This is a genomic window from Silvibacterium sp. (genome assembly GCF_047605705.1).
Classification (GTDB): domain Bacteria; phylum Acidobacteriota; class Terriglobia; order Terriglobales; family Acidobacteriaceae; genus Silvibacterium.
The window spans coordinates 20,184-41,699 of record NZ_JASGFD010000033.1; the positions used below are offsets into that span (position 1 = coordinate 20,184).

12 protein-coding genes are annotated in these 21,516 nt (G+C 60.3%); 5 read left to right on the forward strand and 7 right to left on the reverse strand.

Annotated elements, in window-relative coordinates; translation table 11 throughout:
* Nucleotides 1-212 precede the first annotated feature (212 nt).
* Together QM649_RS12920 and QM649_RS12925 are read left to right on the forward strand one after the other, a co-directional pair.
* Nucleotides 213-623, forward strand: a complete 411-nt coding sequence (locus QM649_RS12920) for a hypothetical protein (RefSeq protein ID WP_415199460.1) — start codon at nucleotides 213-215, stop codon at nucleotides 621-623.
* 246 nt (nucleotides 624-869) lie between these two features.
* Nucleotides 870-1,283, forward strand: coding sequence for a hypothetical protein (locus QM649_RS12925; protein WP_415199461.1), 414 nt, complete (start codon nucleotides 870-872; stop codon nucleotides 1,281-1,283).
* Nucleotides 1,284-1,416: 133 nt separating this feature from the next.
* On the opposite strand, the gene QM649_RS12930 is transcribed toward QM649_RS12925, so the two are convergent.
* From QM649_RS12930 to QM649_RS12945, 4 genes are all read right to left on the reverse strand, one after another.
* A complete protein-coding gene (locus QM649_RS12930) occupies nucleotides 1,417-3,921 on the reverse strand; it encodes a GH92 family glycosyl hydrolase (protein ID WP_415199462.1) in 2,505 nt (834 codons plus the stop codon).
* Nucleotides 3,922-4,074: 153 nt separating this feature from the next.
* On the reverse strand, nucleotides 4,075-7,851 hold the full coding sequence (locus tag QM649_RS12935; RefSeq protein WP_415199463.1) for a carboxypeptidase regulatory-like domain-containing protein: 3,777 nt from the start codon (nucleotides 7,849-7,851) through the stop codon (nucleotides 4,075-4,077).
* Between the two features lie 150 nt (nucleotides 7,852-8,001).
* A complete protein-coding gene (locus QM649_RS12940) occupies nucleotides 8,002-8,307 on the reverse strand; it encodes a hypothetical protein (RefSeq protein WP_415199464.1) in 306 nt (101 codons plus the stop codon).
* A 20-nt stretch (nucleotides 8,308-8,327) separates the two neighbouring features.
* A complete protein-coding gene (locus QM649_RS12945; RefSeq protein ID WP_415199465.1) occupies nucleotides 8,328-8,744 on the reverse strand; it encodes a hypothetical protein in 417 nt (138 codons plus the stop codon).
* A gap of 1,109 nt (nucleotides 8,745-9,853) precedes the next feature.
* Here QM649_RS12945 and QM649_RS12950 point away from each other — a divergent pair.
* Nucleotides 9,854-11,704, forward strand: a complete 1,851-nt coding sequence (locus QM649_RS12950) for a hypothetical protein (protein ID WP_415199466.1) — start codon at nucleotides 9,854-9,856, stop codon at nucleotides 11,702-11,704.
* Nucleotides 11,705-11,815: 111 nt separating this feature from the next.
* Here the strand turns inward: QM649_RS12950 and QM649_RS12955 are convergent, their stop codons facing one another.
* From QM649_RS12955 to QM649_RS12965, 3 genes are all read right to left on the reverse strand, one after another.
* The gene (locus tag QM649_RS12955; RefSeq protein ID WP_415199467.1) at nucleotides 11,816-15,079 is read right to left on the reverse strand and encodes a vitamin B12-dependent ribonucleotide reductase; all 3,264 of its coding nucleotides are present in this window, start codon (nucleotides 15,077-15,079) and stop codon (nucleotides 11,816-11,818) included.
* A 596-nt stretch (nucleotides 15,080-15,675) separates the two neighbouring features.
* Nucleotides 15,676-16,740 (reverse strand): diguanylate cyclase, encoded by a 1,065-nt coding sequence (locus QM649_RS12960; RefSeq protein ID WP_415199468.1) that lies wholly within the window; start codon nucleotides 16,738-16,740, stop codon nucleotides 15,676-15,678.
* Nucleotides 16,741-16,992: 252 nt separating this feature from the next.
* Nucleotides 16,993-19,167, reverse strand: a complete 2,175-nt coding sequence (locus QM649_RS12965; RefSeq protein WP_415199469.1) for a hypothetical protein — start codon at nucleotides 19,165-19,167, stop codon at nucleotides 16,993-16,995.
* Between the two features lie 467 nt (nucleotides 19,168-19,634).
* Here QM649_RS12965 and QM649_RS12970 point away from each other — a divergent pair, with 467 nt between their 5' ends.
* Together QM649_RS12970 and QM649_RS12975 are read left to right on the forward strand one after the other, a co-directional pair.
* Nucleotides 19,635-20,249 (forward strand): nitroreductase family protein, encoded by a 615-nt coding sequence (locus QM649_RS12970; RefSeq protein ID WP_415199470.1) that lies wholly within the window; start codon nucleotides 19,635-19,637, stop codon nucleotides 20,247-20,249.
* A gap of 307 nt (nucleotides 20,250-20,556) precedes the next feature.
* On the forward strand, nucleotides 20,557-21,513 hold the full coding sequence (locus QM649_RS12975) for a diacylglycerol/lipid kinase family protein (RefSeq protein WP_415199471.1): 957 nt from the start codon (nucleotides 20,557-20,559) through the stop codon (nucleotides 21,511-21,513).
* Nucleotides 21,514-21,516: the final 3 nt, after the last annotated feature.

Genomic DNA, 21,516 nt, shown 5'->3' on the forward strand with positions numbered 1-21,516 from the left:
GCGGGGTGTAGTCAAAGCCTTGCCTCGAATGATCAAGAGCGCATCCTTCGGGATGCGCTTTTTTCTTTGCTCGATTCCACGCGCGATTCACGGCAATTCCACGGCTGCTTTACAACTGCAGTTCTTCTCCCTCCGTATCTCCCCGGCATGGTCAGGCCCTTCGTAGTCAGGCCCCAGTCAGCCGGACCTCGCGAAATCAGGGAGAAATCGCCATGAGGAAATCCGCAATCGCCGCATGTGTACTGATGGCTGGCTCGTTCGTTTCCAGCCTGCACGCACAACCTACCGAAGTGCACTTCACCGCGCCATTCCACTTCACCGTCTCCGGCAGGACACTGCCTGCTGGCGCCTACCGCTGCTACACACAACCGGACGGCATCCTCATCCTCCAGAAAATGGACCGGACGACCGGCGCGCTGAGCCCCATCACCTTGAGTGACACCCCGGGCCCGCATCATGGCATCGTCTTTCATAAGTACGGCGACCGCTATTTTCTACGGGAGATCGACTCCGCGGTGGGCCAGGTCAACGGCGAGCTGCCGATCTCGAAACCGGAGAGGCAGATACAGCGGCTGGAAGCCTCGACGCCAGTGGAAGAGGTTACGGTCGCGCTGGGAAATTAAGCCCGCCTGTCTGCTATCCGGTATGCAACGCAACCACGGCGGAGCCTTTTGGGCTCCGCCGTTGTTGCATGGCCTCCACTGTGCTCGCTTCGGCCGGAACGACAACGTGACAGGGAACAACCGGGGCACAAAATGTGTCGATGCGTTCTCGATTCCACCCGGATTAGACAAAAACTCGACGCCGGCTTAACGACTCTCCTCTGTTACAAGGCCTACTCTCCTTCTCGTAGTCAGGGAGAGATCATCATGAAGAAATTCGCAATTGCAGCGGCCCTCACAGTGGCCGGCATTCTCAGCTCAAGCCTTCACGCGCAGGCTGCCGAAGCGCGCTTCACCGTTCCCTTCAACTTTGTCGTCTCCGGCAAGACACTGCCTGCGGGCACCTATCGCTTCACTTCTCAGCGGGCGCACCTGCTGGAGATTCAGAACATGAATCTGAAAGACAGCGCACTCACCTACATTTCCCTGCCCGGCTCCTCGAATGCGCCGCGAGGCGTGATCGTCTTTCACCGGTACGGGGATCGTTACTTCCTGCGCGAGGTCGATTCCTCCGTGGCGCTGGTCAGAGGAGAACTGCCGGTATCGAAAGCCGAGAAGCAGGCTCAGCGCCTGGAAGCGTCCGTTGCATCCGAGAACGTGACGGTGGCGCTCGGCAACTGATCTACGGCTTCTCTGCCCTGGCGATTCTCTTCCGGAAGACCTTCCCGTAATACAGGAACGGCGGAGACTCTCTCGAGTCTCCGCCGTTCTTGCTGTTTGCGATGGAACGTGACTGACTTCGTTACGGACCTTGCTACTGGCCTTTCGGAGCGAACGACGGAGGAGCATCGTTCGCGCCCGAGCCCCAGTTCTTTGCCGGCGCATCGGTCAGCTCGAACTCGAGCCGTCCGCCCTTCTGCGCAAAGGCTTCCGGAAGCCATGTCTTGTCGCTCGCCTTGCCATCCACTTTCACACTGCGCACATAGTAGTGCGTAGCATCTGCAGCAGGCGCTTCGATCGTCACGTCGCCCTGCGCGCGATGAACCACAACCCTGGTAAAGATCGGGCTTCCCAGCACCAGCTCCGCGCGGCCGGGGATCTCGGGATAGAGGCCCAGCGACGCGAAGACATCCCAGCTCGACATCTCGCCGAGATCGTCATTGCCGGGAATGCCGTTAGGCGCGTTCTTCCAGATGGAATCGAGTACCTGACGCACCAGCTGCTGCGTCTTCCACGGCTGCCCGGCGAAGTCATAGAGCCAGGGCGTCTCGATGCTGGGCTCGTTGTTCAGCTCGGCATGCAGATCGCCCGCGTTCGTCACAGCAGGCTTGCCCTTGTCGTCATAGAAGAAGTGATTCAACCGCTCGACGGCCTTGTCGTGGCCGCCCATCTCATCGAAGAGCCCCGCCACGTTGAACGGCACCATCCAGACATACTGCGCGGCTGAGCCTTCGACGAAGCCCGCGCCTGTTGCCGGGGTGAAGTGCTGCGGCTTGTGGTCGCTGTCATTGTCTTCGTCGACAAGATCCATCGGGAAGGTACCGTCGGCTTTGCGATTCATGAAGTAGCCGCCATCCGGCGCGGCCTTCGGGTTCCAGATGTTCTTCCAATACTGCGCGCGTTCGAGGAAACGGCGTTCGACGGCCTTTTCCCCGAGATGCCCGGCCAGAGCCGAGATGCTGAAGTCCGCCGAGACGTCTTCGAGCGTGTCCGCAGCCGGTCCCCATGCGGGCGCGCCCACCGGAATGTAGTGCAGCTTGAGGTATTGATCGAGACCGGGCCGCTGCCCCGCGCATTCGACCGGGCAGCCCGCATCCTTGAGGTCTTCCGGGGTCGGAACCTCGGCCGCCTTCACCAGCGAGGCCAGAGCTGCCTTCGCATCGAAGCTGCGTCCGCCGAAGGCCCAGACCGCCGCCACCGCGCCGTCGGCCGGATCGCCGTTCATCACATGCGTCGCGCCACCGAGGTGCGTCCAGCGATCCCAGCGGCCGTTCACATCCTGCTGCGACTGATTGAAGAGGCTCTGCGCGATGTCGCTGCCGCGCTGCGGATCGAGCCAGGTAAGTAACTGTAACTGTGACCGATACACATCCCAGCCGGAGAAGTTCGCATATTGCGCCTGCTGCGGCTCGAGCACACGATGCATCTTGCCGTCCATGCCCGTGTACTCGCCGTTCGCATCGCTGTAGGTCGTCGGCGTCATCGAGGCGTGATAGAGAGCGGTGGTGAAGACGGTCTTCTGCTCCTCGGTGCCACCTTCGATCTCGATTTTGTTCAGCTGCGCATTCCACGCAGCCCGCGCGTGTGCCGCCACATCTTCATACGTAGTACCGGCCTTGCTCTCGGCTTCGAGATTCGCCTCCGCGTTGGCCAGGCTCACATACGAGATGCCGATGCGCACGCGTACCGTCTTGCCTTGTCCAAAGCCAAGCCACACGCCCGAGCCATGTCCGGACTCGGGAAAGCCTTTCGGACCGAAGCCCGTGCCGCCCTCGGCCGTCGCTGCGCCTGGAGTCACCTTCTCGTCCTTCCACGCGCCGGTCTCGGTGACGGGCTGATCGAACTTCGCGACGAAGTGGAGCGTGTAATACGGGCGGCGATCCTCTTCGTTGATATAGCCGCAGAAATTGCCGCTCGTGACCTCGCCGGTCACGGTACCGGTTGCAGCGTCCACCTTCGTTTCGGCTGCGGTCGAGCCCACCTCCGAATCCGAGGTGCGCACCAGCACGCGCGAGGCCGCATCCGCCGGGAATGCGAAGGTCGCCACGCCCATGCGCAGCGCGGCGGCGAGGCTCACCTCGACGCCATTCGCCAGTTTCACCTTGTAGGAGCCGGGCTCGGCCTTCTCGTCGGCATGCGTAAAGCCTGCCGCGTAGGCGTGGCGGAAGTCGCTCGACGGAGACTTGTCGACGGCCACGGTGATCGGCATCAAGGGCACATCGCCCGAACCGCCGGCGCATCCCCAGCCCTCGACGTTGGTCAGGCTGAAGCCACGCAGCTCCGTCGATCGATACTCATAGCCGCCGGGCGCGGCGATCGGCCGCTTGGGATTTACCGGCGTCGCCTCGGGGCTGAACTGGACCATCCCGAAAGGAACGGTGGCGCCGGGGAAGACATTGCCGCCATTCGTGGTGCCGACGAGCGGATTGACATAGGAGGCGCGATCCCGCGTCTGGCTCTGAGACTGGCTTTGGGCGAAGCCGGCGGAAGACAGCAGCGCAACCGTCAGGCAGGCGGCAAGTGACTTGCTGCCGGCGCTACGGGAGCGGGAGGTGGAAACGATACCACGGAAAGGCAGACACTTCGGCGCGAAAGGCATGCGTCCATCGTAATCGCTTCTGCACCTGCCAGCACAAGCGCTACCATCAGGAAATTCCGACCGGCAAAAAAAGAGGACCGGTGATCCGGTCCTCGCACAGCTTTTCGATTTTCTGATGCAGGTTGAGGGCCTCCGGACAGTGGAGGCCCGAGGTTAGAACTCCAGTCGCAGCGCGCCCTGCAGTACGCGGGCAGATTCGTCCGCGCCGTTGGGCACTACCGTACCGGGGATGACACCGAACTCGTTGGGCGAAGCCACCAGGCTCATGTTGTTCTGGAAGCTCGGCGTTTCGAAGTTCGGATGGTTGAAGACGTTGAAGGCATCGGCGCGGAACTTCAGGTTCAGCTCCCGCCAGATGGGGAAGGTTTTGCCCAGGCCCATGTCCATATTGAAGTAGCCAGGACCGTTCAGGTTATTGCGTTCGCCCATCTGGAAGCCGACGGGCGCCGTGTACTGGTTAAAGGCCTGCTGATAGCTGCGGAAGTCGTAGACCTGCCCGCTCTGCTTGGTGACATGGCTCTGCAGCGGTCCCTTGCTGCCGGTAAGGAGAGCGGGATCCTCGTTCGAGTAGCTCATGAGGAAGGCGACCGAGTTACCCATGAACGGAGTGCCGGTATGCCAGGAAGGCAGACCGCTGAGCTCCCATCCACCGACCGCTTCATCCGCCCAGCGCGGCATGGTCGCGAAGTAATCGCGTCCGCGCCCGATGGGGATCTGGTAGAGGAAGTTGCCGTTGAAGTTGCCGGCTAGGTTGAAGTCCGAGTTGCCGCGGCAGAGACGCGGGCGGGTGACGTCGCAGATGAAGCCGTATCCCTCATACGCATAGGAGTTCGCCACCAGCGACACGTTGTCGATCGAGTGCGACCAGGTGTAGTTCAGGTCGAACTGCAGACCGTGCGAGTTGTTCTTGTGCAGGGTGATCAGCATGCCGTTGTACGCGGAGAAACCCATATCCGTGAAGAAGGTGTTTTCCGAGAACTGGGCGGCCATACCTACGTTGGAAGGCAGGATGCCATGCAGCGCCATGCACTGCACCGTGTCGGCGCCGTCACCACGCGCAGGATAGGGCGAGCAGGTGCTGGCGATGTAGCCGGTGTTGGACTCACCCGTGCCGTTGGCCGTGAGCACATGCTCAAACCAGGGCTGCGCCGGTGCGGTGGAAGGATCGGCATTCGGGTTCTGGCGAATCCAGGTCGTAAGAGCCGCCATCGCCTGGCTGAGCTTCTGTCCCGACTGCGTGTCCGGGAAGTCGAGCAGCTGTTCGCCGTCAGCCTGTGCCAACAGGCGGCGTCCCAGACGGCCCACATAGCCCAGCTTGAAGATGAAACCGCCTCTGAACTCCTGCTGCATGCCGAGGTTGAACATCAGGTTGTAGGGGGTCGGCAGATTCTTGTCGACCGAGATGTTGAACGCGCCGCCTTCGGCGAGTCCGCAGGGGCCGGAGTCGACGATGCCGGCGCAGTTCGGATCGCCCGGCGCGACGAACGGCGAATACGGCTTGGTGATTGCAGGCGCGGTGGGCAGCGTGGGGGGCGAAGTCAGCGAGGTGAAGCGCTGGTTCTCAAGCAGCGAGTTATACGCCGCCGAGTGCGCCGCGGTCGCGGCCACGCCGAAGTTCTGTCCACCGGAACCGGCGAAGAGATAGGAGTAGCCGGTCGACTGCTCCTGCAGGAAGGCGTTGACGATTGTCTGGTCATAGACGACGCTGGCGCCGCCGTTGATAACCAGTTTCTTGGCCTTGTCCGGTGTCCAGGCAAAGGCAATACGCGGAGCGAAGTTCAGGTTGCTGGGCTGGAAGTAAGCCGGCCCGTTGTTGGCCTTGCCGCCGAGGCCATAGGTGATGAGAGGCACCTGGTTCGCAGCTGTACCAACGGAAGCATCGCCACTGACGCCTGCATTGCTCTGCGCGATGCGGGCATTCATGAAGCCCCAGAAGCTCTGGCTCTGCACTGACTCCAGTCCGTGTACTTCATACGGCACGGTGAAGTTCTGGTAGCGCAGCCCGTAGGTGATGGTGAGAGACGGTGTCGCCTTCCAGCTGTCCTCGAAGTAGAACTCCGTCTCGTAATACTTGTACTTCGTATTGAAGCCGGTGCCCTGGGAGAGGACGTTGCCCGCCGAGTTGTAATTCCACGAAGCGCCGGAAGAGCCGAAGCGTCCGAGAGCCGTGACGAAGGCCGAGTCATACACCGTAAGGCTGGTCTGGTTGCGGTCAAGATCGGTTGGACGGAACTGCCAGGTATCGGAATCCGTCAGGCCGGTGACGCCGCCACCGAGACCTACGCCGGCGCTGTTGTAGTCGCTGACGTTGCTGAACTGCGGGGTCGGATACTTGAAGCTGCCACCGAAGGAGAAGCTGTGGCTGCCCTTGGTCCACTGGAAGTCGTCACGCACCACCGGAATCGGGAAATAGCGAGCCGAGCTTCCCGGCCCGGCATACGGAGCGGTAAGGAAGTCGCCGCCCGTCGGGTCGCCATCGAAGGAGTATGCGGTAGTGCCCTGGGGGTTGTAGTCGTCCGGATACGCGAGATTCGCGATCGTGGATCCCCAGATCACGCTGTTCGTCTTATTGGCGCCGATCGACCAGTCCCAGCCCACGACCCAGGCATGGCTGGTGTCGACGACAGGAAAGGTCACCGGGTCGGTCGGGAACTGCACCGCGCTGTTGATGCCGTTGATCTTCGTGTACGTGACACGGCCAAAGAAATGATGGCTCTGGAACGGGTTCAGGTCGACCCTGCCCACGTAGTTGTTCTCGTGATAAGGCTCGGGCGAGTTGAAACGATAGCCTGCGGTGTTGAGCAGATCGCCTGCGTCGCCGGTAAAGTCATTCGGCGCCGGATAGCGGCCGTTGAACAGCTTCATCATGTTCTGGTCAAAGCCGATCAGCTGTGGATCGTAGGATGCCGTCTGCGCGGCGTTGATGCTGCTCGTGGTGCCGGCCGTGATGTTGGTGTAGTAGGTGATGTTCTGGTTCTGGAAGCTGGTTGTCGGAACCGTACGCGTGGTCTGCCCGGCAACGACGTCGCGGCGTCCGTTGTAATCGAAGAAGAAGAAAGCCTTGTCTTTCCAGAACGGACCGCCGAGATTGCCACCGAACTGGTTACGAATCAGTGGAGAGCGCGATACGCCGTCAAAGTTGTTGAACCACTCGTTGGCTTCGAGATCGGTATCGCGGTGATACTCGTTGATGTTGCCGTGGAAGTGGTTGCTGCCCGACTTGGTGACCATTTCAAACTGGCCGCCGCCGCCGGCGCCGGCGCTGGCCAGCATGCCGGCCGTCGTCCCGCGGAACTCCTGCACGGAGTCGACAGGGGCGTTGGCGACGATCTTCGCGAAGGTGCCGCCAGCCATGTCGTTTACATCGAGTCCGTCCAGCGTGATGCGGGTCTGGTCCGTACGCGCGCCGGTAGCCGATCCGCTCTGCGTCATGCCGGGCTGCTGCGTCAGCAGCGCCGCCGGAGTATCGCGATACGAAACCGGCAGCTCGTTCACGTACTGCACTTCGAAGTTATTGCCGACCGTGGCGTCGGTCGTATTGAGCGTAACGTCCTGGCTGCTGGCCGAGACCGAGACCGTCGAACTGACCGAGCCTACGGACAGCTTCACATCCTGCGTACGCGTGGCCGCGACGTTCATGTAAATGTCGGTCAGGATCGTGGTTTCGAAACCCTGGCTGGTGATGGTCTCCTTGTAGCCTGGACCCGGCGGCACATTGGCCAGGGAGTATGTACCCTTCGGCCCGGTGACCGTCTTATAAGACTTTCCTGTAGCTGGATCCAGCAGCTCGACGGAAGCGCCGCGTACGGCCGCACCGCTGGGATCGGTGACTGTTCCCACGATCGACGCAGAATCCTGCGCCAGAACACTACGACCCCCCAACAAAGCCAGGGCAGTCAGGACAAGCAGATACTTCTGTACTCGATACACACGCGTCTCCTCAACGACACGCCGACGCAGAGAAACGCGCCGACGCAAAGCGCAACATGGAGGTGCTCAACAGCGGGAATTTCTTTTTTGCAGGTCTACTTCTGAAGGTCGTGCAAAGGGTAGAGAGGGCCGGAAGGACTGATATAGCCCCTATAAAAGAAATTTATTTCTGCACACATATACACGCTCACCGATCAGGCCGTGGGTGCCTTTGGTCAGCGATTTTTTCTTCACGCGGGCAGCGCTTGTTTCCGATAATCTCGCAGGCCTGAAAATTTGTGAAGCTTTTTTTTGCGCCTGCTGATCACTCTTCTCCACGCTTCGCGTCGGCGGCCGCTGCGGAATCGCGGGCGACATCCTTCGTAGGTGCGGGCCGACTGGCAACGGCCTGTTCTGCTTGCTCTCTCCGCGTATGAGCTGTGCGTCGCGCAGTGCGGCTTCCACTGCTTCACGCATTCCTGCTCCTCGCGCCACGATCAATGTCGTGCCCTCGCGCTCACTGAGGAGAGCCACTGAAGCCCGCAGCAGCCATTGCTGCAGACGTGCCATGAAGACGCCAGCATCGGCGGCTCAAGCCACGTGAGGTAAGAATCATGCGCGCGGAATGCGGGCTCTGTGATGTGCGACAGCCACACCGTCCGCTGCTGCTCCAGGTAGCTCTCTATAGAGCACGGCACAATGCAGGCGGCCAGCACATCATATCCGGCTAACTGCTCCAGCGCCGCCAGCGAGTCGGGTATATCGCAGAGCAGATGAAGCGCTGTCTCATACCGAAGCGTCGGCATCTCATTCCACGGCGTGGCATCGAGATCCTTCTGGTTCAGCATGCGGGGCGGCTCGTCCCTTGGGCGCAGGAGCAGACCGATATCCGGAATCCATTCGCCTGCATACATCGAAAGCTCTTGCGCTATCTCCGGTTGGCCAAGCGCATCTCTACGCAAGAACACGGTGCGCTGTTCTGTCCCCTGCAGATTCCTTTCGATCGCAGGCACAAGGCAAAGGCCATGGCAGATCGCGCCGGAGAATCCGCTGCGAAGCGATAGCTCAATGTAAAGGCTTCGATGCCTTCCTGAGAGAGAAGCCGTTCCCCGGAGACAAGACTCGCAGTGGAAGTAAGGCTCGCAATCAGACTTATTCTGCAGGCTCCAGCTTTACAGGCCATTCGATCTGCTCAGAGCGAGAACCGGTATAACGTCCATCTTGAGCACAACCATGGTGAAGAACCTGAGCGGCGCGACAGCCAACTTTGGTAATGGTTTTCTACTATCGAGAAGCGTCAAGGTACCACGCGAAAATAGCCACTTATATAACACTCTCTCGCTGAGAGATTCCCAAATACCTACACAACAAGTTCAGATAAGAGCTTCTCTCCAATCTAAGTTCGCACGAATTGCCAGCGCTGCTTCACAGCGAACCTCCAAGCTATATCCATCTAAATTGGTGGCTTATCTTATCCAGCGAATCCATGGTTAAGCTTCCCCGGAAGCCATGAAGCGCGATGAAGATTACTCCTGCCGGCCTACACCATAGAAAGATATGCGACAATCAAGCGCTCACACATGCCCATATAAGAACTTACATACAAAACACCTCTAATCTATCCTTGACGCAAAACATATCCTGACGTATGAATAGTGAGCACCAGATAGAGATATAACTCGCGTCATTCTATAGCAGCCCTTACTCATTCCATTTTTGGCAGTATCGAGCTAACACTCATTCACACCCTGCCAAGAGCCTTGTGTCTCTCATCCCAGCTGCTTCATGGCCACCAACAAAGTCTCGGCTTTTCTCTGTGAGAAGGGCTCGGCAGTTTCTGCTGCCCGCTGATCCGTAGCGCCTACGGTCTCCTCACGAGAAGAGCTTCGCAACTCCTTTGTCTCGATCACAATGACCAGATCCGAGACAAAGCCTTTCCGCGCCTGCGGACAAACCAGGCACGGACCATGGCAGCGACACCTGTAAATCACGCGCTGCTCTTCTCACGATGGAGGATTTGAAAATGCGGAACACACTCGTTCAGGCAGCTTCCTCGAGCTCGATATTGCTGGCTCGCGCGACCGCTCACTTTCTACGCTCGACCGCAGGGCTGTTTGCGATCGCGGTGCTGTCCATGACGCTCATCGCTCTCCTGCCCTATCCGGCTACAGCACAGAACATCCCCTCGAACGCTCTCGGCGGATGTCCGGTCGCGACGACGACCTTCAACAGCTGGTTCAAATCCGGATCTCCCTCGGCAAACGGCATCGTCAATCCGGCTAACAGCCTGAATTTCACGGGCAATAGCAACTGCCCTTTCTATCAGTGGTCGGAACAGATGTTCCTCTGGCTGCTCTCTCCTGCTCCAGCGACGTATGGCGGCGGCGGCCATGTCTTCGACTCCCCGACTTTCTATGACGTTTCACCGCTAAACGCCAATGACCAGAGAACACTGACCAGACACATCCCAGGCATCTTCCCCATAGTTGGCGTGCGCGTCCCCACACCCGGTCCTCACGGCCTGCCTGTCATACTCGACAAGCAACACCGCCTCTTCGAAATTGCGCCTGCAAAACGCGCAGCAGACGGCAAGACCGTCTTACTCAACAGTGCCGGACAGGAAGTGGAAGTCGAGAGTGCCACCATCGTCCGCAACACGGTTGTCTTCAAGGATGCAGCCGGTAAGACGATCCTTGGCGCAAAGCCAGCTCTTTCTCCTGAGCTGCTCACGCCTCCGGCGGCGCGCCAAGCCAAGCCGCGTATCTCCGCAAAGACTGCCGTCCCACAGGCGAGGAGACCCCAGATCGCGCAGCGCCTCGTGATCAACGGCAAGCCAATCTTCATCGATCCATTCGGCAACATCATCAACCCTGTCGACCCGGAAGAAGGCCAGGCGACTGGCGATGCGCTGCTCTCCCAGGCAGGATCGCTCGTCTACTACACCATTGTCGTCAATGACGTCTTCGCCTATTTCCTCACCGGAAACAAAACTGGCGGCTTTCCGGCGCAATCGACATTTCCGACCACGGCTGCCCAGTTGAGCGCGATCTCCACCTTCGCCTCGCAGAAGGGCGTAACCTTCCCCGATTCCATCGCCCTCAGTGTCGAAATCAAGATGTCCTGGGTAGATGCCTCTACCGTCCCGAACGCTGGCGATTACGTCACCGTCAAAGCGACCGTGCCACAATACCAGATCACCGATAAGGGCGCGACGTGGGTTCCGAACGGAACGAAGAACATCACCCTGGCTCTCGTTGGCGTTCACTTCGTCGGCACCGTCGCAGGCCATCCGGAGATGATCTGGGCCACCTTCGAGCACTTCGGCAATACTCCCAACGCCGCTTATACCTATGCCTCTCTTTCAGGAATCAAGACGGTGCCCCAGGACAGTCTTGGAACCTGGCTGTTTTGTGCCACCGGCTGCCCGGGCAGCAGTACCTTCAACAGCTCACATGCCAAGCTGGACGGCGCCAATATCGTCGGCCATCCATCCGGGTCGTCCGTCACACCCAGTAACACCCTCAGGGTCAATCCCTGGGGAATGCCCTCAGGCACCGCGGCAACCATCGTCGCATCGAATACGCAGCTTGTTTCTATCAATCACAGCGTACTGTCCCAGTTGCTCTCGGGAGATATACGACAGAACTACTTCCTGATCGGCGCGACCTGGACCGCCAATGGCGCGCCGCCTTCCACGGGCACGCAGGTTGGCACCAATCAATTGGCCAACTCCACGATGGAAACTTACATCCAGGGCTCAAACTGCTTCGCGTGCCATACGAATGAAGGCGCAGGCCCGGACGGCATGCTGGGAGGCACCGCATCGGTCGCCGGCCTCAGCCACATCTACTATCCACTCCAGCCTCTTCCGTGAAGCAGGCATTTGAGCTCGGGATCGCTGGAACAAACAAAAAGCTGCCGCACTCTTTCGAGTGCGGCAGCTTTCTACTTACTTTGTATCGCCGGTTCGCAAGCGTATTGCGTTTTAACTGCAGCCGCTTGTCGATCCGCAGCTCATGCAGCGATAGCAGCTACCGTTGCGAACCATGATCGCTCCGCAGGTGTGGCAGCTTGGCGCATCGCCCATGTCGTACATCTCGCGCATGGCGTCGGCCGCGTGATACACACCGCGATCCTCGACCTTCTCCGGGCTCACGGCGGTCGACGCCGTCATCTCGGAGAGGATGCCGCCCTGCGGCGCCGAGGTCGCGCCCATGCCGCGCGTCGGCAGGTGCTGCTCAGGCGCGATGGGTGCGGCTGCGGCTGCAGCGGGCGTGAGTCCAGCGAAGAGGCTCAACTGCTGCCCGGAAAGGAAGCGCAGTTGCAGCCAGCGGAAGATGTAATCCATGATCGACTTCGCGTAGCCGATCTGCTCGTTGCCGGTCCAGCCCGAAGGCTCGAAGCGGCTGTGCGCGAACTTCTCACACAGGACCTTAAGCGGAACACCGTGCTGCAGAGCCAGTGAAATCGCGGTTGCGAAGCTGTCCATCAGGCCCGAGACCGTCGAACCCTCCTTCGCCATCTTGATGAAGATCTCGCCCGGCTGTCCGTTCGGATAGAGGCCCACGGTGATGTAGCCCTCATGACCGGCGAGTCCGAACTTGTGCGTGAGTGAAGCGCGCTCTTCCGGCAGGCGATGACGAACCGAACGCGGCGGCGCGCTCGAGTCCTGCTGGTCCTGCGCTTCGAGCACTCGGGCCTCGGCAACACGCGGAGCCGTTGCCGCACCCGATGCAAGAGCGCTCACCGTCGCAGCAAAGGCGCTGGTCGCATCCACCACGGACTTCGCCGTGATCTCGATGCGCTCGGCCACCTTGCCTTCGAGCGTCTTCAGGTCCGCAACCTCGGCCGGTTTGCCGAAGGCGAGCGAAGTCAGCACGCGCTCCGCAGCGGCATTGAGCTCGACGCTTGCGCTGTCCTTCTTGATCTCCTTGGCCTTGTTGCCGTCGGAGACATTGAGCGGCTGCGCGCCCTTCGAGCCGTCGCGATAGATGGCCACAGCCTTCAGGCCCTGGCGCCAGCTCTCGGTGTAGGCCTCGGCGATGTCATCGATCGTGCAGTCGTGCGGCAGGTTCACCGTCTTCGAGATTGCGCCAGAAAGGAAAGGCTGCGTCGCAGACATCATTTTGATGTGGCCCATGTAATGGATCGAGCGCGTGCCCTTGGCCGGCTTGAACGAGCAATCGAACACAGCCAGATGCTCGGGCTTGATGCCGGGCGCGCCTTCAATGGTGCCGGTCGAGTCGATGTAGCTGACAATCGAATCCACCTGGTCATTGTTGTAACCAAGCTTGAAGAGCGCGGCCGGGACCGTGTTGTTCACGATCTTGATCATGCCGCCGCCAACCAGCTTCTTATACTTCACAAGTGCAAGATCGGGCTCGATGCCGGTGGTGTCGCAATCCATCATGAAGCCGATGGTTCCCGTGGGCGCAAGCACCGTTACCTGCGAGTTGCGGTAGCCGTGCTTCTCGCCATGTGCGAGCGCCTTGTCCCAGCAATCCTTCGAGGCGGCGATGAGCGAGTCGAGCTGCGGCACCGTGAACGGCTCTGCACTGGTCTTCGACTTGCCGATGTTGTTCACCTCCGCGCGATGCATGCGGATGACATCGAGGAACGGTTCGCGGTTTACGTAGAAGCCGGGGCAGGCTCCACCCTGCTCAACCGAAGCGGTAAGCGGCGTGGCCGAAGCCAGCGACGGGCACTTCTCGGCGATGCGCGACGACTGCAGATAAGCCTCACCGCACATGATCGCGGTCAGCGTTGCCGCGAAGTCGCGGCCCGCATCCGAGTCATACGGCAGACCGAAGGCCATCAGCAGCGCGCCCAGGTTCGCATAGCCCAGGCCCAGCGGACGATAGTCGTGCGAGTTGCGCGCGATCAGCTCCGTCGGATAGCCCGAGTTGTCGACGAGGATATCCATCGCCGTGATCAGGATGTCGATCGCGTTGCGATAGGCCTCGATATCAAATGTGCCTGCCGGAGTTACAAACTTCAGCAGGTTGAAGCTCGCCAGGTTGCACGCCGAGTTGTCGAGGAACATGTACTCGGAGCACGGATTCGACGCGTTGATACGCGCCGTGTTCTTGGAGGTGTGCCACTTGTTGATCGTCATGTCGTACTGCATGCCGGGATCGCCGCACTGCCAGGTGGCCTCGGCAATCTTGTGCATCAGGTCGCGCGCCTTGTAAGTCTTTACCACCGCGCCATCCTTCACCGTCTTCGTCGTGAACTCGCCATCCTTCTCCACGGCGCGCATAAACTCGTCGTTCACACGGACGGAGTTGTTCGCGTTCTGGAAGAAGATCGAGCTGTAGGCCTCGGAATCCGGACCCGACGAGCCGTCATAGCCCTCGCGCATCAGCGCCCAGGCCTTGGCCTCTTCCTTCATCTTGCACTCGACGAAATCGACAATATCCGGGTGCTCGACGTTGAGGATCACCATCTTCGCCGCGCGGCGCGTCTTGCCGCCGGACTTGATCACGCCCGCAAAGGCATCGAAGCCGCGCATGAAGCTCAGCGGGCCGGAGGCCGTGCCGCCACCCGAGAGCAGCTCCATCGAACCGCGAAGGGTGGAAAGATTGGTGCCCGTGCCCGAGCCCCACTTGAAGAGCATGCCTTCGGTCTTGGCCAGCGTCAGGATCGAGTCGAGCGAGTCATCCACCGAGTTGATGAAGCACGCCGAGCACTGCGGCTTGCGATAGCCGGTCACCGAGAACTCCACCCCGCAGGTGTGCTCGTTCCAGTGCCAGTTCTGGGCGTCGGAATGCGGCTCCAGGCGGTCACAGCCCACGTTGAACCACACCGGCGAGTTGAAGGCGACCTTCTGCTGCACCAGCAGGTGCGCCAGCTCGTCATGGAAGATCGCCGCGTCTTCGGCGGTTGCAAAGTAGCCGCCGTTCAGGCCCCAGTCGCGGACCGTCTCGGCCACGCGCGCCACCAGCTGGCGGACGCCCGTTTCACGCTCCGGCGTGTTCAGCTGCCCGTGCAGGTATTTCGAAGCCACGATGTTGGTTGCCGTCATCGACCAATCGACCGGCACCTCGACGTCCTTCTGCTCGAAGATCGTCTTGCCGGAAGCATCGGTGATCGCCGCGGTGCGCTTTTCCCACTGCACCTCGTCGTAAGGCGAAAGATTCGCCTTCGAGAAAAAACGCTCAAAGCGCAGCGCATTGCCCGCGGTCGCGCGGCCAGTCTCGCTGGCCGTCTTGGAGGCGGTGGCAACCGTCTTCTTCGTAGCCTCAGCCATAAAGTCGTACTCCTTTTCCGAAAGGGGAGGTTCAATGTCCTGAGCCGCTTGCGAGCGGCTGAAAACAGGTAACGATGCGATCAACAATTGAGATCGCCAGCCGTACAGGAAATGCCGGAAATGTGGGTCGGGAATCACAATTTGCCGGGCTTCGGCCTCTTGGGCCGTGCTCGACATCAGCGTTCGAAGGTCCCGGGGCCGCGGCCGATGGGTAGCGCCGCAGTTCGGAAAGTACCTCTGTTAATAGTGCATGTCAATAAGCAACCACAATATCTAGTATACGCCTTGTGCCAAAGCCGTTACGGTCTTTTAAAATCCCATGTTTGGCCTGTGGAGATCGCTGATCGCCGCTCCCTGCGCAAGCTTCGCCGGTTGCTTTCCGGGGGTGTTTTCAGCAGCTTCCGGCGGAGCCTCTGGCGTTACTAATCAGTAAACAAAATCAGCACCTTGGTAAGCCCGGACGTGGACAGAGCGAGCCTACGCTCCTGCCTCGGCCGCCACAAGGCGCAGAACCGGTGCAGGCTCTGTGAAAACCTGTGCAAAATGTGGACAACCGGGCAATCATTGCGGGCAACCTCGATTGGTCGAAGTGCGTCTCAAGCGACGCGATTGCGGCCAGCGCCTTTTGCCACATACAGCGCCGCATCCGCCTGCGGAAGCAAGAGGCATTCTTCCGACCGGGCAAGGTTGGTTCCAGCCGCGACGCCGATGCTTACCGTCACCCGGTGCCCGCCGCAGAGCTCGGCTTCCACCGCCGCACGCAGACCCTCGGCCACATGCGCGGCGTCCTCCTGCCCTGTCCCCGGCAGCAGAACAGCGAACTCCTCGCCGCCCAGCCGGGCTACGACATCGCTGCCCCGCACCTGCTCCTGCAGCACCTGTGCCACCTTCTTAAGTACGCGGTCGCCGTCCGCGTGGCCGTAGGTGTCGTTGATGCGCTTGAAGTGATCGAGGTCGATGGCCAGCAGCCCGAGCGGCTTCTGCCGCCGCGCCGAAAGCCGCCACTCCCGCCGCAGGTACAGGTCGAAGGCCCGCCGGTTGTAGAGCCCGGTCAGCGCGTCGGTCGCCGCCAGCTGCTTCAGCTTGTGGTTGGCCTCGCGCAGCCGCTGCCGGCTCAGCTCCAGCCGCCGCTGAATCTCCTCGCGCTCGACGGCCGCCTTCTCCAGCGCTACCACCTGCCGGCGAATCTGAAAATGTGCCACTACCTGCCGGGCGAGCACCCGCAGGGCCGCCTGCTCGGTGTCAGTCAGATGCCGGGGCTGGCTGTCGAGCACACAAAGCGCACCGAGGGAGAAGCCATCTTCGGTGGTCAGCGGCACACCCGCATAAAAACGCAGATGGAGAGCTCCGGTCACCAGCGGATTTTCGCGGAAGCGAGCGTCGAGCGTGGCGTCCGGGACGACCATGATCTCAGGCTCGAGAATGGTGTGTCCGCAGAAGGAGATATCCCGCGAGGTCTCCGGCACGGGCAGCCCTACCTGCGATTTGAACCACTGCCGGCGCTCATCGACCAGCGATATGGTGGCCATGGGGACATGCAGGATAGCTGCCGCCAGCTGCACCAGGTCGTCGTATGCAGCTTCGGGTTCCGTGTCGAGAATATCGAGGTCATGCAGCGCCTGAAGGCGCTCCGCCTCGTCCACGGGAACCGGGGGAGCCATGTACGGAAGCTCCGCAACCGGGAAAGACACCGGAAACGAACGGACCGGGATGGAATTCCGCGTCACGGCCATGCCTGGCGATAGTGTAGCCCCTTAAACGTGTATCGGCCGATCCTCCCTTCGCGCTATTAATAAGCGGTCCTGGGCCACACCTGCGCACCTCGGCTTTCCCCGGGTTTAAGGCGAGGTAGACTGCACCATTTACAAGCCGGAGCTGCTCTACCTCTTCCCCTTTACAACTTGCAGATTTAACTACTGCGCACCCAACAGCTTATTCATGACTTTCGACACATCGAATTTTGCGCCGAATAAAAAACGGACATCGTCGCCGGGTTTGCGTTGCGTATCGAGATGACCGGCCCCAAGTGTGTTCTGCCCGATATTAGCGTTCATTCCTATGATGAACGGGGTCGAAGGAATCTTCAGATAGCCTTCCAGATCAAGCCTCCAGATACGTTTCAGAGTTTGATTTGGTAAGCCCTGCACACTGCAATCTGTCGCTGTGAGGGCAGCAGGAATTGCTGTTCCTATACCGTTCGGCTGGCAGATATAGCTTTGGAGATTGGAATAGGGGCCTATAGCCACGTCGAGATAGCTGAGTGTTTCCGGAGACTCATTTTCGGTCTTCGCCAACCCGAAATGCCCCACACGCCCACCGAAAACGTAATAGTTGTAGACACGATCATTGCCTAGCGTCGAAACGGTGGTTGTCGTCGTTGCGGCACTCCCATCCGAGGTTCCATCAGTGGTAGCCGTGCCCGTGGTACTCGTCGAGCTGGAACTCGAACCCAGCAGGGTATTGAATCCCACCCTGGCGATTGGCGCCAGAAAAAGCGCATTTGGGCGTTGCTGATAGTTCCAATGTGTCAGTACCCATGGAAAGTACAGACCTACACCAACGGTCGCTGTCTTTTGCGAGGTCAATACCGTGGAAGCGATATCCTCCGGAGAGGTGCTGGACGAGGCGGATGAAGTCGCCGTCGAACTATTAGTGCTTGTGCTTGACTTCACTTGCGACGTGACCGGGATTGAGGTCAGACGAGTCTCAAAGTAGGAAGCAATGCCGGGAAGCCCGAAATGGCTACCTTTCCCTCTATCGCTCCCGCTACCTTTAGTCGTTGTCCCCTTTTTCTGATCCTGCTGTGTTGGGTCACCAGTTTCTGCTCCAGAGCGTCCAGCGCATTGCCCGCCTCCGTCCGTCCCACCTGACGGGGGATCGTCCGTTAACATAGCGCAGCCAGGCAACAGCCAGAATTTCTCGATATTCGCAGCAAGGAAGGTGCTCGCCTGCGAGCTAGAAAAATTATCTTCTGAATTGGATATCAAGGTCCCTGCCACGAATGTTGCGCGAACCCTTCCCCAGTCAAGGACATTTGTCACCGTAACGGTATCGCTCGTATTAGACTGTGCCTGTTGTCCAGTACTGGCATTTATCGCCGATCGCACACAGAGCTTGGTACCTGCCTGCAGAGGATGTGTCAGCAGGATATTGGTCACTCCGGAATTCGAAGCGGTCACAGTCGTGCCACCTGTCTTCAATGCAAGCCCTGAAAGCGTCCCGGTATAGCCAGAGTCGCATGGATCCTGAGTCGAGCTCGATCCACCGCTACCGGATGCGCCATCCTTCGGGCCTCCAGCAGGTCCAGCTTTCGAATTTTGCTTAATTTGTTCTTTTTTTTCGCCATTCGCACTAGCGCCCTTGCTGGTGCCCGATGTTCCTGCAAGGAGTACGGTCAGTTCCGTTTCTTTTTGAGCTTGCACCGAGATAGTGCTGGTGCCATCGTTCAGGGTGTTCACGATAGCCGGCTTTGATGGCTTCGTACTATCATCCTTGCTCGGCGAATCTTCCGTGATGGCCGGAACCGTGGCCGCTGTCTGAGCAACCTCCGCTTCCTGCGCGGTCGCCGCCCCCGCATTCACCGCGGGAGCCACATACACCGCAGGATGCAGCGTTAGCCCTGCATCATCCGATTTCTCCGCTGGTCCGGCAGCCGTCGTCTGAGTGCTGCCCGTCGAGTCGCTCCCGGCTAACTGCGCGATAGGTTGCGAAACACTGCCTGCATTTGAACCTGTAGGCGTGACTGTATTTGCAGCAGCAACCGTGCCCGCGTCCTTCGTCGAGACCGTGGTGCTGCGGCTCGAGCCCAGGCTCACCGTTACCGGCTGATCGGACACACGCATCTCCAGCGGGAAATGCAACGAGGCGCCGGAGGCGTCGGTCAGCGTGAGTGCCAGGTGATAATCGCGCGCTGCGATGGGCGCCTTACCCTTCAGCTGCAGCCGTTCGCAGTCGAGCACGATGCCCTTCGGCAGTCCATCGCCGCTGATCGTGCACGTGAAGGGATAGCCGACCCCGGCCGGCACGCTGAGCTGCGCGTTATAGGCGGCACCAGGCAGCGCCTGTGGAAGAGAGATTTCCTGCGCCACATCGGCCCCTGCAGGCGGGCAGAGAACGAGCCAGAGAAGAGCCGCACTTGCGCAGCTCGCCATAGTCTTCATACGTTCCTCGGACAAACGGATATGGCACTACCGAAAGCCGATGCGACGCAGGCGCCGCGAAGCACGTCAGGACCAGGCATCAGACTCTGACTCTTTGAGGGGAAAGAGGGAGCCGCAGCCGGAATTTTCTTTTTGGGAAGCTGAGTCAATCTAGCCGTAAGCGATTCCGGCCACAAGTAGCAGCTTTGCTATCGACCGTCCGGTGATTATCGGCCTCGATAGCCCTGAACCGTTCATTTACTAACTCTCTCTTCAACAGCCAGCCACCACCCCGATTCGCCTTCTCCAGTCCTGTTACCCTGCCGACAAAGCCGCCCTTCTTCCGTTTCTTCTGGAACGCATGGGCGATACTCTGAATCCAACCGAATGTCGGGAGATTTCCCGCGGAGAAACTCATGTCGCAAAACGCCGAACTGGAAAAGCTGAAGCACGCCCCCGCCATTCCGGGTGTGATCGAAGAAATCCTGCAACGCTGGAGTCCGCGCGCCTTCGCCGACAAGCCTGTCGCCCCGGAACTGCTCAAAGAGGCCTTCGAAGCCGCACGCTGGGCCGCGTCCTCGTTCAACGAACAGCCCTGGCGCTTCCTCGTCGGCCACAAGGGCGACGACACCTACAAGAAGATCTTCGAATCGCTCGTCGAGTTCAACCAGTCGTGGGCCAAGAGCGCGCCCGTACTCATTCTGTCCGTCGCCAAAAAGACCTTCACCCAGAACGGCAGCCCCAACTACTACGCCCTGCATGACGTGGGCGCGGCGACGGCCTATCTCGGCCTTGAAGCGACAAAGCTCGGCTTCCACACCCACTCGATGGCCGGGTTCGACAAGGAAAAGGCGCAGACCCTGTTCGGCATTCCCGACGATTTCGAAGCCGGTGCGGTCACCGCGCTCGGCTACGTCGGCGATCCCAACACCCTGCCCGACCAGCTGAAGCAGCAGGAACTCGCCCCACGCCAGCGCAAACCGCTCTCGGAGATCGTTCTCTCCGCATGGGACAAGCCGCACTCGTTCTAAGTCAGGGCTCAGATAAAAGCATTGTCATTCCGACCGGAGCTAGACGTTTTCGTCTCGCGAAGTGGAGGAACCTGCGGTTCTCTCGATCCAGCGAGGATTGCAGGTTTCTCCACTTCCATACGGTCGGAATGACAGAACACGAGATCAGGCAAGATTCCTCATCCTCGACCAAGGCAAGCACATGCCGAAAGCGAATCGCCCCGTGCGAAGCAGACCTTCCAGTGACGGATTCGATTCCCTTGCGCACCTTGTCATCGGATCTTCATCCCGCCGCGGCTCGATTCGCGCATAGTCTGATTTTTTGAGCATGCGTCGCGTCCTCTTCTTTCTCAACCCGCTGCTGATGCAGCGCCGCAACCGCCGCGCCCTGGTCGAAGGACTGGCCCGGCAGCTGCGGGGCGAAGGCTGCGAGGTCGAGTTGCAGGACACGCTCTCCGCGCACTCAGCCGGCGAGCAGGCCAAGGATGCCGTGGCTGCGGGCTTTGACACGCTGTTCGTCTGCGGCGGAGACGGCACGCTCTTCCAGGTCATCCAGGGAGTCGCCGGGTCCGAGGCCACCGTCGGCATCATCCCGTTCGGTACCGGCAATGTGCTCGCGCAGAACCTTCGCCTGCCGCGCGATCCCGTGGCCGCCTTCTCGCTTCTGCGCCGCGCGGAAGCGGTCCCCGTGCCGCTTGGCCGCATCTCCTGCAAGAGTCCCGGCCATGCGCAGGATCGCACCTGGTACTTCACCATCGCCGCGGGCATGGGCGTGCATGCTGCGCTTATGAACCTCGCTCCTACCGGCAGCGGCAAGCGCGTCGGCGGCCGCGCGGCCTACTTCGCAGGCGGCTTTCGTCTGCTGCTCCAGCACCCGGTCGATCCTTTCGATCTGGAGCTCACATTGATCGACGGCAGCCGGCGCACGCTCCAGGCCAGCGAGCTGATCGCCGTCCGCGTACCCGCGATCAACGTATGGCGTCCGGGCGGCAATCTTGAAGCCCCGGAGCTGCAGGTAGCCATTGTGCCCGCAACCACGCGCCTCGGTCTTGCGCATGCCAGCTTTCACGCGCTCCTCACCGGCAGGAGCGCGAACGGCACGAACGGCTCGTCGCGGCTGCCTTATCCCGAGTACGTCACTGCCACGCAGATCGCCTGCCGCCCGGTGCAGGACCATACGTATCAGTCGCCGTTACTTGTTGAGGCGGATGGCGAAGTTATCGGCCTGAAGCGGGCCAGCATCACCATTGCCCAACGCCGGCTCCGGCTGCTCTGGCCTCGCTAATTT

Excerpts from the sequence above, each read along its gene's own strand:
- QM649_RS12920 (WP_415199460.1), top strand. The coding sequence starts at position 213 with ATGAGGAAATCCGCAATCGCCGCATGTGTACTGATGGCTGGCTCGTTC.
- QM649_RS12925 (WP_415199461.1), top strand. The coding sequence starts at position 870 with ATGAAGAAATTCGCAATTGCAGCGGCCCTCACAGTGGCCGGCATTCTC.
- QM649_RS12930 (WP_415199462.1), bottom strand. The coding sequence starts at position 3,921 with ATGCCTTTCGCGCCGAAGTGTCTGCCTTTCCGTGGTATCGTTTCCACC.
- QM649_RS12940 (WP_415199464.1), bottom strand. The coding sequence starts at position 8,307 with ATGCGTGAAGCAGTGGAAGCCGCACTGCGCGACGCACAGCTCATACGC.
- QM649_RS12945 (WP_415199465.1), bottom strand. The coding sequence starts at position 8,744 with ATGTATGCAGGCGAATGGATTCCGGATATCGGTCTGCTCCTGCGCCCA.
- QM649_RS12950 (WP_415199466.1), top strand. The coding sequence starts at position 9,854 with ATGCGGAACACACTCGTTCAGGCAGCTTCCTCGAGCTCGATATTGCTG.
- QM649_RS12955 (WP_415199467.1), bottom strand. The coding sequence starts at position 15,079 with ATGGCTGAGGCTACGAAGAAGACGGTTGCCACCGCCTCCAAGACGGCC.
- QM649_RS12960 (WP_415199468.1), bottom strand. The coding sequence starts at position 16,740 with ATGGCTCCCCCGGTTCCCGTGGACGAGGCGGAGCGCCTTCAGGCGCTG.
- QM649_RS12970 (WP_415199470.1), top strand. The coding sequence starts at position 19,635 with ATGTCGCAAAACGCCGAACTGGAAAAGCTGAAGCACGCCCCCGCCATT.
- QM649_RS12975 (WP_415199471.1), top strand. The coding sequence starts at position 20,557 with ATGCGTCGCGTCCTCTTCTTTCTCAACCCGCTGCTGATGCAGCGCCGC.